This is a genomic window from Bradyrhizobium sp. SZCCHNS3016 (genome assembly GCF_032484535.1).
In the GTDB taxonomy this organism is placed as follows: domain Bacteria; phylum Pseudomonadota; class Alphaproteobacteria; order Rhizobiales; family Xanthobacteraceae; genus Bradyrhizobium.
Map to the genome: position 1 here is coordinate 172,610 of NZ_JAUETE010000001.1, position 13,997 is coordinate 186,606.

General features: G+C 67.2%; 10 protein-coding genes. 6 read left to right on the top strand and 4 right to left on the bottom strand.

Annotated features, from left to right (window positions below; translation table 11 throughout):
* The first annotated feature begins 11 nt into the window (after positions 1-11).
* Genes QW881_RS00830 through QW881_RS00840 form a run of 3 tightly spaced genes read left to right on the top strand, consistent with a single transcriptional unit; the run spans position 12 to position 5,818 of the window.
* Positions 12-3,242, top strand: coding sequence for an AAA family ATPase (locus QW881_RS00830; protein ID WP_315754700.1), 3,231 nt, complete (start codon positions 12-14; stop codon positions 3,240-3,242).
* 51 nt (positions 3,243-3,293) lie between these two features.
* Positions 3,294-3,791 (top strand): hypothetical protein, encoded by a 498-nt coding sequence (locus QW881_RS00835; protein WP_315754702.1) that lies wholly within the window; start codon positions 3,294-3,296, stop codon positions 3,789-3,791.
* Positions 3,788-5,818, top strand: coding sequence for a cytochrome P450 (locus QW881_RS00840; protein WP_315754704.1), 2,031 nt, complete (start codon positions 3,788-3,790; stop codon positions 5,816-5,818). Before QW881_RS00835 ends, QW881_RS00840 begins: the two co-directional genes overlap by 4 nt.
* A 12-nt stretch (positions 5,819-5,830) precedes the next feature.
* Here the strand turns inward: QW881_RS00840 and QW881_RS00845 are convergent, their stop codons facing one another.
* The gene (locus QW881_RS00845) at positions 5,831-6,277 is read right to left on the bottom strand and encodes a nucleoside deaminase (protein WP_315754706.1); all 447 of its coding nucleotides are present in this window, start codon (positions 6,275-6,277) and stop codon (positions 5,831-5,833) included.
* Between the two features lie 133 nt (positions 6,278-6,410).
* On the opposite strand from QW881_RS00845, the gene QW881_RS00850 reads away from it, so the two are divergent.
* Positions 6,411-8,519, top strand: a complete 2,109-nt coding sequence (locus QW881_RS00850; protein ID WP_315754708.1) for a pseudouridine synthase — start codon at positions 6,411-6,413, stop codon at positions 8,517-8,519.
* A gap of 9 nt (positions 8,520-8,528) precedes the next feature.
* Positions 8,529-9,080: a 16S rRNA (guanine(966)-N(2))-methyltransferase RsmD gene (gene rsmD, locus QW881_RS00855; protein ID WP_315754710.1), complete on the top strand. Its 552-nt coding sequence runs from the start codon at positions 8,529-8,531 to the stop codon at positions 9,078-9,080.
* 212 nt (positions 9,081-9,292) lie between these two features.
* On the opposite strand, the gene mutL is transcribed toward rsmD, so the two are convergent.
* The gene (gene mutL, locus QW881_RS00860; protein ID WP_315754712.1) at positions 9,293-11,137 is read right to left on the bottom strand and encodes a DNA mismatch repair endonuclease MutL; all 1,845 of its coding nucleotides are present in this window, start codon (positions 11,135-11,137) and stop codon (positions 9,293-9,295) included.
* A gap of 174 nt (positions 11,138-11,311) precedes the next feature.
* Here mutL and QW881_RS00865 point away from each other — a divergent pair, with 174 nt between their 5' ends.
* The gene (locus QW881_RS00865; RefSeq protein ID WP_315754714.1) at positions 11,312-11,623 is read left to right on the top strand and encodes a ribbon-helix-helix domain-containing protein; all 312 of its coding nucleotides are present in this window, start codon (positions 11,312-11,314) and stop codon (positions 11,621-11,623) included.
* A 191-nt stretch (positions 11,624-11,814) separates the two neighbouring features.
* On the opposite strand, the gene QW881_RS00870 is transcribed toward QW881_RS00865, so the two are convergent.
* Both QW881_RS00870 and QW881_RS00875 read right to left on the bottom strand, forming a co-directional pair.
* The gene (locus tag QW881_RS00870; protein WP_315754717.1) at positions 11,815-13,383 is read right to left on the bottom strand and encodes a GMC family oxidoreductase; all 1,569 of its coding nucleotides are present in this window, start codon (positions 13,381-13,383) and stop codon (positions 11,815-11,817) included.
* A gap of 36 nt (positions 13,384-13,419) precedes the next feature.
* Positions 13,420-13,968 (bottom strand): gluconate 2-dehydrogenase subunit 3 family protein, encoded by a 549-nt coding sequence (locus QW881_RS00875; RefSeq protein WP_315754719.1) that lies wholly within the window; start codon positions 13,966-13,968, stop codon positions 13,420-13,422.
* Positions 13,969-13,997: the final 29 nt, after the last annotated feature.

A 13,997-nucleotide genomic window follows, 5' to 3' on the forward strand; every position in this document is an offset into this window, starting at 1 on the left:
ACGGAGGGGCCATGGAATGCGCGCGGTGCGGCAGGCAGAATCAGCCAGGGAGAGCCTCGTGCGACCGGTGCGGCGAGCCGCTCGGCCTCAGATGTGAGGCTTGCAACCAGACCAACAGCCCGTCGAATCGCTTCTGCGGCCAATGCGGTGCGCCGTTGCCCGGCCGGCCGGCTCCGCCCGACCAGGCGGCGCAGCGCGTCCTGAGGACGCTGAGCAGCAAGGGCGGAGAACGCAAGCGTCTCACCATCCTGTTCGCCGACATCCGCGATTCCACTCAGCTGATCGATAGCCTCGGCGATCCCGAGCTCGCGATGCAGCGGCTCGACCCGGTGCTCAACCTCATGAAGGAGGCGGTTCACCGCTATGATGGCGTCGTCAACAAGACGCAGGGCGACGGCGTCATGGCCCTGTTCGGAGCGCCGGTGCCGCATGAGGATCATGCGGTTCGCGGCTGCCTCGGCGCGCTGGCGATGCAGGACTCCATCGCGCGCCTCGCCGACCCGCATTTGCAGGTCCGGGTCGGACTGCACACCGGCGAGGTGATCGTCCAGGTCGTCGAGAACAGCATGTACCAGACCTACGACGCGGCCGGCGCCAACGTCCATCTGGCCAATCGTCTGGAGCACATGGCCGAGCCCGGGACCATCCTGATCAGCAAGGAAACCTACACCGGCGCCAGGCAGTTCGTCGAAGCCGAGCCGCTCGGCACCCACACGCTGCGCGGCATTGCCTCGCCGGTGTCGATCTACAAGCTGATCGGCCGCCTCAGTGCGCCGGCGAGCGACGTCTTCCGTAGCGGCCAGCGCCTGTTGCCGCTGATCGGGCGCAACGCTCAGCTCGCCGTGCTCGAACGCGAGCTCGACGACGTCCCGGCGGCGCGCGGCGCTGTCGTCGGTATTGTGGGTGAGGCCGGCATCGGCAAGAGCCGGCTGTGCTTCGAGTTCGCCGAGCACTGTCGCCGCCAGGGCATTCGCGTCTACGAGGCGCGCGTGCTGGCGCATGGCCGCGCCACCCCGTTCCAGCCGGTGCTCGAATTGCTGCGCGACTTCTTCGGCATCCGGCCGAAGGAGCCGGTGGAGGTGTCGCGCCAGCGCGTGGTCGACCGGCTCGAAGCCATTGCCATGCCCGACACGGCGCTGGTCCTGCTCTTGGACTTCATGAACCTCGCCGATCCGTCACGTCCGGCGCTCCGGCTCGATCCCGGCGTGTTCAAGACCCGTCTCCTGAACGTGTTCAAGACGCTGTTCCGCGCCGCGCCGGCTGATGGCGCCATGGTGATCATGATCGAGGATCTGCATTGGATCGACGAGGCCAGCGAGGAGTTCGTCGAGGCGCTCGCGGAGGCCACGATCGGCACCAAGACGCTGCTGGTCGTGAACTACAGGCCGGGTTTCGCCGCCTCCTTCATGCAGCAGGTCCCATTTCACGAACTGCACATCGTCCCGCTGGCCTCCGAGGAGGCAAGCGAGCTGCTGCGCGGGGTGTTCGGTGACGATCCTTCGCTGGAGGTGCTGGCGCGCGATATCGTCGAGCGCGCTCAGGGCAATCCGTTCTTCCTCGAGGAATTGGCGAGCGCGGTCTCCGAGAGCGGCGGGTTCGAGGGTGAGCGCGGCGCCTATCGGCTGAAGGGCGGGATCGGCCCGATTCCGCTGCCGCCGACGGTGCATGCCGTGGTAGCGGCCCGCATCGACCGTCTGAGCGAGACCGCCAAGAGCGTCCTGGAAACAGCGGCTGTGATCGGCCGCTCGGTCGCGCTCGCCGTGCTCAAGCCGGTCGTCGGGCTCAGCGAGGCGGACCTGTTCGACGCGCTCGCACAACTGAGACATGCCGATCTTCTCTATGATCTGCCGCCGTTCGACATGGGCGTGCTCGCCTTCCGCCATCCGCTGATCCAGGAGGTGGCCTATGCCATGCAGCTGCGCTCGCGCCTGAGCGGCGTGCACGTGGCCGTGGCCAAGGCGATCGAGGCGCTGGATTGGGGCACGCAGGACGAGTTCGCCGCCCTGATCGCCTCGCATTACGAATTCGCCGGCCAGACCATGCAGGCCGTCGAGCATCTGCAGCGCGCGGCGCGCTGGATCGGCCGCACCAACACGGCGGAGGCGCTGCGGCTTTGGAAAAAGATCCGCTCCATGCTGCAGACGCTGCCGCCGTCAGAGCACGTCGATCGCCTGCGCGCCCTGGCCAGCGGCCAGATCCTCAACTGCGGATGGCGCGAGGGCATCTCGGCCGAGGAGGTGAGGCCTTTCGCTGAGGAGGCGCTGCGCTATGCCCGCTCCTCCGACAAGATGCATGAGCCGATCCTGCTCGGCGCTTACGGCCGCGTCCTCGCATCGACGGGCGCGGCCGACGACTACGTTAACCTCGTGCAGAACGCGGTCAAGCTGACCTCGGAGGAGGGGGATGTCGGCCGCTACGCGACTGTCAACGCCATGCTGGCGCAGGCACTTCTTATGTCAGGCAGGGCACGAGAAGCGCTGGCGGCGGCCGACACGGCCCAAGAGGCGATCGCCAGCCAAGGTGGTTTTGACAGTAATGTGACCCTGGGTCTGACGCCAAATCAGATCCTGGGGTTCGATGTCGAATACTGGATCAAATGCCTCAAGACGCGAATCCTGGTGCAGCTCGGCCGTTTCGCCGAACTTGAAATCCAGCTTTTCGAACTGTTGAACACCCCTCCCGAACAGTTGGCTCCCGTCATACGCTTTATCCCACACTTCGCTGCAATCGAGTTTGCGCGATGCCAAGATCGTGCTGAGGCCGCAGCCCTGCACTCGGCCGAACTGTTTCAGATCTCTGAAGCGTCGGGGATGCCGTATATTCGTGTGCAGGCGTTGGCGGGGGCTGGTCTTGCCCGGGCGGCCGCAGGCGATTTCACTCACGCTGCGTATGATCTCCGGGAGGCGATCGAGTACTCGAGGCGCGCCAGAGCAGGCCTCGAGTTCGAGGCGCGCATGATGAGTGATCTGGCTGACGTCCTGTATCGCGCAGGAGACCTGCGTGGCGCGTTCGATGTTGCTGAGGAAGCCAGCGTCATCGCCCGGCGCAGGACTGATCGGATCGGCGAACTCCATGCCGTGCTGCTGCAATGTTTGGTCAGCGCGACCGATTCCGACTTGCGCAACGACGCAGCAGCTTTCGTCTCGCTGCTCGACGCCGAGCGCCTGCTGGACGTCTCCGGTGCCGAGATCTACAGACCCATGTTGATAGCGTGCCGATCGTCCCTTGAAGGTACTAGATGACCCGTGCAGTATGCCCGCTTTCCATGAAGCGTTATTAGGAGGGCTGGGCACATGGGGATGATGATTAAAGACAGTACGACACTCGATATTTTGGTGCAGTTGAATAGGCGTTTCGAGGCCGAAGCATTGCCGGAGATGGTCGAGCTGCAGCGCGAGTTCGGAGTTTTTTCCCTGCAGCATGGTTTGCAGCAGTCTTTCGCCTTGCTGGGAATCGTGCCGCAGGATTGGACTGAGCGTCGCCGCTGGTACCGCTTCTTGGAACACCTCAGGACCTATCCGTCGGATCATGATGGCGTGAATGGTCACGACCGTGTCATCCGTGCTTTCAAGGACGACCTCGAATCCGAGAAGCCCTTGCCTGTTTCGATCGTCTGCCATTCGGCAGCGGACGATCCTCGGGTGACGGTTACGCAAGGCCGTCCGGTCGTTTTCTCGCTCGAAACGCACGTGATCGTTTCGATACCGACCACTCCTGGGCGGGAGGCGCGTCAGAATCTGGCCGAGGTTGCGCGCACCAGGCGTGTTCAGAAGCGCGGCAAGAAGAAATGAGTGGGACCTCGGGCAGCGTCGTCGGACACGAGGCTCCTTCTGGTGAAGCCATCTGCTCCGACGTCGATGCCTACTACACAGCGTGCGTCGCGCGTCATGGCGCGACGCCGCGCGGCGTCGACTGGTCGTGCGAAGCGACGCAGGGCCTGCGCTTCGTGCAGCTGATGAAGCTCTGCGATGCGTCTGCGCCGTTCAGCCTCAACGACATCGGCTGCGGCTATGGCGCGCTGGTGCCGTTCCTGGCTGCGCGCTATCCGGCGTGCGAGATCGACTATCTCGGCATCGATCTGTCGCGCGCCATGATCAGCCGCGCCCGTCGGCGCTTTGCCGGCCCGCAGCGACGTTTCATCGTGGCGGCGGAAAGCCCGCGCATCGCCGACTATTCGGTCGCCTCCGGCATCATGAACGTCAATGTCGGCTATTCGCGCGACGCCTGGGAAGGCTACATCAAGGCCATGTTGCAGCGCATGTTCGCGACCAGCCGGCGCGGCTTTGCCGTCAATTTCATGCGAGCTGCCGCGGACGAGGAGCAGGAAGGCGATCCTGCCAAGGCGCGCCTGTATCGCACGACGCCGGACGTTTGGGCCACCCACTGCGAGCAGGAGTTTGCGGCGGCCGTCGAGGTCATCGGCAACTACGGCATGAAGGAGTTCACGCTCCTGGTGCGCCGCTTGCCTCGATGCCGCTCCGTCGCAAGCGGGGCCCTCGCACTGATGTCGGCTATTCCGTCGCTATCCTCGCAGACAGATCGCCGCAGCGCCGCCATCGAGCGCGCTGTGGACGTGCTGATCTCCTCGCGAGGTCACGCTGATCCAACGCGGCTGGAACGCGCCTGCGCGCGGCTGCGCCAGCGCGCGCCGCTGCATTGGGTCGAACGCTCGGGCGTTCGTCCGTTCTGGGCTGTCACGCGCTACGCCGACATTGTCTCGATCGAGACACGGAGCAATGAGTTTGCCGCGGGCCCGCGCACCTATCTTGCCAGCGAGACCTCCGAGGCCGTGCTGCAGCGTGTCACCGGTAAGCCGCAACTCGTGCGCGGCCTGACCGAGATGGATCCGCCGGATCATGGCGTTTATCGCGGCATCATCCAGGGCGCCTTTGCGCCGTCGGCCTTGCGCGAGATGGAGACATGGCTGTCGCAATGGGCTGCCGAGATCATCGACCGGGTTGCGGCGCGCGGGGCCAGTTGCGACTTCGCAGGCGACGTGGCGCTGCCCTTCACCTTCCGGGTGATCGGCCGCATGCTGGGCACGCCGGAGGCCGACGATGCCCGGCTTGCGTGGCTGGCCCAGGCCTTCGTGGGCGCCGAGGATCCGAAGCGCCGTCTGGCCGAGTCGCCGGGCGATACGATGCGGACGGCCATGCTGGCGCTGCGCGATTATTTCGAAGCCGTCGTGGCCGATCGGCGCGCCCAGCCGCGCGACGATCTCGCCAGCCTGATTGCGCATGCCGCGCCGCATGGCGCAGCGATGCCGCATTACGAGCTGATCTCCTACTTCATCCTGCTGGTCACGGCGGGCCACGATACGACGGCGCTCGCATTGGCCGGCGGCCTGGCGGCGCTGCTTGCAGCGCCCGAGCAGATGGCGCGGCTGCGGGCCGAGCCGGAGCTGCTCGATCCGGCGATCGAGGAAATGCTGCGCTGGACCTCGCCGGTGCGGCACTTCATGCGCACCGCGGTCTGCGACACCGAGGTCGCGGGGCAGCGCATTCGCGAAGGCGATGCGCTGGCCTTGTTCTTCCATTCGGCCAATCGCGACGAGGCCGTGTTCGAGGATGCCGGCGCGTTCCGGATCGATCGCAGTCCGAACCCGCACATCGCCTTCGGCCGTGGCCCGCACATCTGCATGGGACTGCAGCTGGCGCGGATGCAGATGCGGGTGCTATTTGCGGAACTGCTGCGCCGGACCGAGCGGATCGAACTGGCCGGGCGGGTGCGCCGGGTGCGGTCGCCCTTCATGAGCGGCGTCTCCAGCCTCCCTGTTCGCATGAGCTTTCGCGCGCTGCGCAACGAGGCGGCTGCATAGGCTGACCGAGCCTCATCGCCGCGCCTTGAAGAACTCCTTGAGCATCTGCGCCGCCTGTTGCTCGCCCACAGCCGAATAGACCTCCGGCGCGTGATGGCAGGTCGGCGCAGTGAAGAAGCGCACACCCGACTCGACCGCGCCGCCCTTCGGATCGGCCGCCCCGTAATACAGCCGTCGGATGCGCGCGAAGGAGATCGCGCCAGCGCACATCGTGCACGGCTCGAGCGTGACATAGAGGTCGCACTCGACCAGCCGCTCGCTGCCGACGACCTGGGCCGCCTGCCGCAGCGCCAGGATCTCGGCATGTGCGGTCGGGTCGCGGTCGGTCAAAGTGCGGTTGGCGGCGGTGGCGATGACCGCGTTGTTCCGCACCACGACGCAGCCGATCGGCACCTCGCCGGAAAGTGCGGCCGATTCGGCCGCTTTCAGCGCCAAATCCATGAAAGAAGGGCCGTTCATGGCTCGTCACGCCCGCCCAAGTCTGCTACTGGATCGCCCTTCAGCACAACCGGACCCCGATTTCCTGCGTGACATGCGCTGCTTCAGAAGCGCGCGGTTCACGCCTCGTCCTGCACCTCGAAGTGAGACCTTCATGCCCCGCACCACCGACAAAGACAACGATTCCCGCGGCCGCCGCGGCGGCGCCCCGCGGGGGCGGTCCGAGGGCGGCAAGGGACGCTCGGGCGCCGCGCGCGGGCCGGAGAAGAAGTTCGCCAAGCGCGGCTTCGGCGACAAGGAAGCGGGGGGCCGGGGCAAGCGCTCCTTCGACGAGGGCCGTGCGCCGCGCCGCCGCGACGAGGGCGATGCGCCGCGCAAATCCTTTGGCGACAAGCCACGGTTCAACCGCGATGAGCGGCCGCGTGGCGATCGGCCCTATGCCGCTCGCCCGGCGCGGGACGGCGATGGCGAGAAGCGCGCCTTCAAGCCGCGGGGTGACCGGCCCAAATTCGATCGGGACGAGCGGGGCAGCGAGAAGCGTCCCTACACGCCGCGCACTGGTCGCGACGAGGCTCGTCCTGCCGGGCGATCGTCCGAGCGCAAGTTCGGCGAGCGCAAGCCCTACGCCGCGCGCGAGCGTGACGGTGACAAGCGGCCCTATACGCCGCGCGGCGAAGGCGCGCGTGATCGCGGCGATCGGCCGCGCACCGAGCGCAGCTTCGGCGACCGTCCGCAGCGCAGCGGCGATCGGCCGGAGCGCAAGTTCGGCGGCGAAAGGAAGTTTTCCCGCGGTGCTGATGGCGATCGTGGAGAGCGCAAGTTCGGGGCCGGACCGCGTGGTCCGCGCAAGGAATTTGGTGATCGTCCGGCCCGTGGCGAGAGCAAGCCGTGGCAGAAGCGCGGCGCGGAGGGAGATCGTCCGGAGCGCAGTGCGCGTCCGTCGCGAGAAGGCGGGCGCAGCTTTGACCGGCCGCGCACCGAGCGCAGCCGTGAGGATCGTCCCAAGTTCGACAAGCCGAAGTTCGACAGGCCGAAATTCGATCGTCCGCGTGATCGCGGCGACGACCGCGGCTTCGACAAGCCGCGTCGCCATCCCGAGGGCCGCACCGACTGGCAGGAGCATCCGCGCAGCGAGCGCCGCGGCGGCGATTTCGGCGATCGGCCGCGCCGGGAGAATGAAGACGACAGCAAGGTCTTCGCCAAGCGTCCGGCGTTCGGCGGCCGCGGCGCCTATCGCGAACGCAAGCCCGAGACCGACAAGCGCAGTGCCCGCGCTGCGGCCGAACCGGCCGCGCCGAAGAAGGCGGGCGAGCGCATCGCCAAGGTGCTGGCCCGCGCCGGCCTCGCCTCGCGCCGCGACGCCGAGGAGATGGTCACGCAGGGCCGCGTGACGGTGAACGGCCGCGTCATCAACTCGCCCGCGCTCGACGTCACCGAGAATGACGTCATCCAGGTCGACGGCGCGCCGCTGCCGGAGCGCGAGCGCACCCGGCTGTTCCTCTATCACAAGCCGCGCGGGCTGATGACGACGCACAGCGACCCGGAGGGTCGCCCGACGGTATTCGACAATCTGCCCGAGGGCCTGCCGCGGCTGATCTCGATCGGCCGGCTCGACTTCAACACCGAGGGCCTGCTGCTGCTCACCAACGACGGCGGCCTGGCGCGCGTGCTCGAATTGCCGGACACCGGCTGGACGCGGCGCTATCGCGTCCGCGCCCATGGCGAGATCACGCAGGCGCAGCTCGATCAGCTCGCCGCAGGCGTCGAGGTCGACGGCGTCAAATACGGACCGATCGAAGCCACGCTCGAACGCGACCAGGGTGCGAACGTCTGGCTCGTGGTTGCGATCCGCGAGGGCAAGAACCGCGAGGTGCGCAACGTGCTCGCTCATCTCGGCCTCGAGGTGAACCGCCTGATCCGCGTCTCCTACGGCCCATTCCAGCTTTTGGAGCTGCCCGAGGGCGAGGTGCAGGAGGTCAAGACGCGAGTTCTGCGCGAGCAGCTCGGCGAGAAGGTCATCGCGCAATCGGGCGCCGATCTCGGTCCGGCCGGCAAGGGCAATCGCGAGCCGTTGCCGGATCCGAAGCCCAAGCCGAAGCGCGAGGTGGTCGCCGATCGCAAGGGCCGCCGCGTGCTGGTCCAGCGTACCGGCAGCGACGAGGCGCGCGAGCGCCACGAGGCCGAGGCGCGCTTTCCCGGCCCGCCGCGGCGGCCCAAGCGCGGCTATCACGGCAAGCGCGATATCACGCCGCAGGACGAGTAGGGCGTTGCGATGCGTGTCGTCGGTGGACGGCTGAGAGGCCGCAACATCGCTTCGCCTGCGTCGCGCGAGATTCGGCCGACGCAGGATCGGCTGCGCGAGGCGCTGTTCAACATCCTCGTCCACGCCTACGACGATCCGATCGACGGCGCGCGCGTGCTCGACTTGTTCGCTGGCACCGGCGCGCTCGGCATCGAGGCTGTCTCGCGCGGCGCGGCGTTCACGCTGTTCGTCGACAACGGCGCCGAGGCAAGGGCGCTGCTGCGCAACAATGTCGAGGCGCTCGGCCTCGGCGGTGTCACCAAGGTCTACCGCCGCGATGCCACCAATCTCGGTCCTGCGCATCCGGTCGAGCCGTTCTCGCTGGTGTTCCTCGACCCGCCCTATGGCAAGGGTCTGGCCGAGAAGGCGCTGGCCGCGTTGCGCGACGGCGGCTGGCTGACGCCATCGGCGCTGCTGGTCGTCGAGGAAGCCAAGGCCGCGTTCAAGGTGCCTGAAGGCTTCACCGAACTCGAACGCCGCGCCTATGACGACACCGAGTTCGTATTTTTGCGCAGCGCGTGATCCTTGCTCACTGTCGCCCCTGCGAACGCAGGGGCTCATAACCACAGGATCGGGTTGGGACGCGCGACGCTCGCGACGGCGTACTCGCACGCCACTTCTGCTGCGGCGTATGGGTCCCGGGTCGGCGCCGCCGGACAACGCTGCGCGTTGCCGGTGGCTTGCCCGGGACGACAGCCAGTTTGTCGCTCTCGTCGTGCTCCAATTCGTGGCCGCTATCTCCTCCCGAACAGCTTCTCGACGTCGGCGAGCTTGAGCTCGACGTAGGTCGGGCGGCCGTGGTTGCATTGGCCGGAGTTGGGCGTGTCCTCCATCTCGCGGAGCAGCGCGTTCATTTCCTCCGGCTTGAGGCGGCGGCCGGCGCGGACGGAGCCGTGGCAGGCCATGGTGGCGGCGACGTGCATCAGGCGGCGTTCGAGCGGCAGCGCCTCGCCCCATTCCTCCATATGCTCGGCGAGATCGCGCAGCAGCGCGGATGCATTGATCTTGCCGAGCAGCGACGGTGTCTCGCGCACGGCAACGGCGCCGGGGCCGAAGGATTCAATCGCGAGCCCGAATGAGGCGAGCTCGTCGGAGCGCGCGAGCAGCGCCTCGACGGTCGCCTCGTCCAGCTCGACGATGTCGGGGATCAGCAGGATCTGCCGCTGCACGCCATGCGCGGCGAGCGAGGCCTTCAATCGCTCATAGACGATGCGCTCATGCGCGGCGTGCTGGTCGACGATGACGAGGCCGTCGCGGGTCTGCGCCACGATGTAGGTGTCGTGGATCTGCGTACGCGCGGCGCCGAGCGGACGATCGAGCAGGTCGGGCGCGGCCGGCTGCTCATGCAGCCGTATGTCCGCTCTCGGCGCGCCGACGTCGAATGCGGATTGCGTCGACTCGGCGAGACCAAATGATGTGGCAGCGGGCGAGGGCGCGGCTGATGGGAACGAGCCGCCGAAGTGCGGCATCACAGGCGCCGACGGCGAGCGTTGCCAATCCCAATTTGCAGGCCGCGGCTGCGGCGCGAACGCCGGGCGGAACGCGGCGATGGTCGCGCCACCGTCATTGGCTGCGGTGCGGCGGCCCTCGCGGGCGAGGCCTTCCTTCAGCGCGTGAATGATCAGCGCGCGCACGAGGCCGGCATTGCGGAAGCGCACCTCGGTCTTGGCCGGATGCACGTTGGCGTCGACCTCGCGCGGGTCGAGCGTCACGAACAGCGCTACGACGGGATGGCGGTCGCGCGGCAGATAGTCGGCATAGGCAGCACGCACCGCGCCGAGGATCAGCTTGTCGCGTACCGGGCGGCCGTTGACGAACAGATACTGCCCGAGCGCATTGGCCCGCGTCAGCGCCGGCGCCGCGGCGAAGCCTTCGATCATCACATGATCGCGCTCACTGCGCACGGCGATCGCATGGCTACGGAAGTCGGCGCCGAGAATGTCGCCAAGCCGCGTCAGCTGGCCCGGCGCGCCGGGCAGCGCGGCCGCCCAGGTCACCGGCGCGCGCTCCTCCCCGGCCAGCGTAAACGCAATATCGGGCCGCGCCATCGCCAGCCGCCGCACCACCTCGCGGATCGCCTCGGCCTCGGTGCGGTCGGTCTTGAGGAACTTCAGCCGGGCCGGCGTGGCGTGGAACAGATCGGCGACCTCGACGCGGGTGCCCTGGTTGAGCGCGGCCGGCACGATCGGAGACTTGTCGCCGCAGTCGACCGCGAGCGCCCAGGCATGCGGCTCGCTCTTGTGCCGCGTCGTGATCGACAGCCGTGCCACCGAGCCGATCGAGGGCAGCGCCTCGCCGCGGAACCCGAGGGTGCGGATCTGCAGCAGGTCCTCGTCGTCGAGCTTCGAGGTCGCGTGGCGCTCGACCGCGAGCGCAAGATCGGCCGCCGTCATACCGCCACCGTCGTCGGTGATCGCGATCTTTCGCCGGCCGCCGCCATCGGTGAAGATGTCGATGCGGCTCGCGCCGGCATCGATCGCATTCTCGACCAGCTCCTTGACCACGCTCGCCGGCCGCTCGACCACCTCGCCGGCGGCGATGCGGTTGACGATCTGTTCGGGAAGCTGGCGGACGGGCATGGTGCGGCTCGGAACGTTGATGCGACGCCGCTGTCGCGGCGCCACTTGTGTTGCCGGGAGAATAGCGTTTTTCACGCAGTGCGGCAGACGAATGCGGCGTTCTCCAACGGGATTGTGAGGCGGGCGGGGCCAGTATATCGTTTCGCAAAAATAACGATCAGCCGGAGGAAGCCCATGTGCCATCTGTTCGCACACCAGCCTCAGCGCGACTATGCATCGCAGACCCGCTCGTTGCGGATCGGCGGCCATAGCACCTCGATCCGGCTCGAAATGGCGTTCTGGGACACGCTCGAGGAGATCGCCGCCAAGGAGGGCATGAGCCTCGCCAAGTTCGTGACCACGCTGTACGCCGAGGTGCTCGATCATCACGGCGAGGTGAAGAATTTTGCGTCGCTGTTGAGGTGCTCCTGTCTGATCTACCGGGCCAAGGCGACCGCGGCGCTGCCGGATTTTCCCGCGGCCGCGATCATGGACGCGGCGGAGTAGCCAAGAATTCGCTGCCTCGTCTCCCTCCCCCGCTTGCGGGGGAGGGCGGGTGGGGGCGCCACTGCGGCGGTCTTTCCGGAGCGTTCCCCCACCCGGATCGCATCTGCGATGCGATCCGACCTCCCCCGCAAGCGGGGGGAGGCGCTGACCGATTGCGCGGCGAGTGCGTGCACAACACCGCTGCCAGCCAATCAGATCTCCTTCTTCTGCATCGCTCCCGCAATGTAGTCGGCCTGCCGGATCGCCAGTGCCACGATGGTCAGCGTCGGATTGCACGCCGCGCCCGTGGTGAACTGGCTGCCGTCGGAGACGAACAGGTTCTTGATGTCGTGCGTCTGGCCGAACTTGTTGACGACGCCGTCCTTGGCCTTCTCGCTCATCCGGTTGGTGCCGAGATTGTGGGTCGAGGGGTAGGGCGTAGTCGGATAGGTCACGGTGGCGCCGACCGCCTCGTAGATCGCCGAGCCCTGCTTGTAGGCGTGGGCGCGCATCGCGACGTCGTTCGGATGATCGTCGAAATGCACTGACGCCACCGGCATGCCGAACTTGTCCTTGGCGACTGGATCGAGCGTGATGCGGTTGGTCTCCTGCGGCATGTCCTCGCCGACCAGCCACATGCCGGCCATGCGCGGATAGGTCTCCATCGCCGCCGTGAAGCTGCGGCCCCAGGCGCCGGGATTGAGGAACGCCGCCATGAACGGCAGGCCGAGCGACAAGGTCTCCATCTCGTAGCCGCCGACGAAGCCGCGCTTCGGATTGAACGCCGCCTCGTCGCGGACGATGCCGGCCATCGTGGTGCCGCGATACATGTGCACCGGGTTCTCGAACGTCGCATAGACGCTGCCGGTCATGTGCCGCATGTAGTTGCGGCCGACTTGGCCGGAGGAGTTGGCAAGGCCGTCCGGGAACATGTTCGAGGCGCTGTTGAGCAGCAGCCGCGGGCTCTCGATCGAGTTGCCGGCGACGGCGACGATACGGGCCTTCTGCAACTGCATCTTGCCCTGGCTGTCGGCATAGACCACGCCGGTGACCTTGCCCGAGGCGTCATGCTCGATCTTGATCGCCATGCTGCCCGGCCGCACCTCGAGATTGCCGGTGGCCTCGCCCTTCGGGATCTCGGTGTACAAGGTCGACCATTTCGCACCGGACTTGCAGCCCTGGAAGCAGAAGCCGATCTGCTGGCAGGCGCCGCGGCCGTCGCGCGGCTGCGAGTTGATCGCCATGTTGCCGGTGTGCACGGTCTTGTAGCCGATCTTCCGGGCACCGGCCTCGAGCACCTTGAAATTGTTGTTGCCGGGCAGGCCGGGAATGTCGTTGGTGCGGGTGACGCCCATCTTGAACTCGGCCTTGGCGTACCACGGCTCCATCTCGGCCAAGGTCACCGGCCAGTCCAAGAGGCTCGTGCCGGGCACGCCGCCATAGGTGGTGCGCGCCTTGAACTCGTGCTCGTCGAAGCGCAGCGAGGCGCCGGCCCAGTGCACGGTGGAGCCGCCGACCGCCTTGACGATCCAGGCCGGCAGGTTGGCAAAGTCCTTTGCCACCCGCCAGGTGCCGGACGTGGTGCGCATGTCGGTCCAGGCGAGCTGGGTGAAGCTCTCCCATTCGTCGTTGATGAAGTCGGGAATCTCGTAGCGATTGCCGGCTTCGAGAATGACGACCTTGATGCCCTTCTGTGCGAGCTCGTTGCCGAGCGTGCCGCCGCCGGCGCCCGAGCCGATGATGACGATGACGCTCGAATCGTTCTGATCGAATTTTGCCATGGTGGTTTCCTCCGTGTTCTCTGTTGTTCGCCGGCGTCAGGCTTTCGGCAGCCAGTCGATGTCGGAGAAGCCACGGTTGATGTAGCCGCCATGCTCGGCGGAGGAGCCCTCGTAGCCGAATTTCGGCCAGAGCTCCTTCTGATTGTAGAGCGAGACGACGAGGTCGCCGCGGACGGTCTTGAAGAAGGTCGTCTGCTCGATGCCCTGCAGCAGCGCGACACGGTCGATCTCCCATGGCACCTGCGCATACGGCACCTTGTGGCGGTCGCGCGCGTCTTGGTCGAGCCGGGCGACGCCGTCATTGATCATCGCCTTCACGGCGGCGTCCTCCGCCGCCTTGCCGTCCCACGGCTTGACCGCGGTGATGTAGTAGCGGTCGGCGAGGAAGTCGTGCGGGTAGATGTCGCGCGCGACCTTCACCAGCGTCTTCAGGGTCGCCGGCGTCAGCGCCTTGGCGTCCTCGGCCCAGGCGTCGGTGACGCCGAGGCCCGTCGCGGAGGCGACGGCCGCGGCCGGCACGGTCGCGGCCGCGCCCTTGAGAAAGACGCGGCGGTCGTATTTGTTGCGGCGATCGACTTCTCTCATGGGTATCCTCCGTGTGATTTTGTTGATGT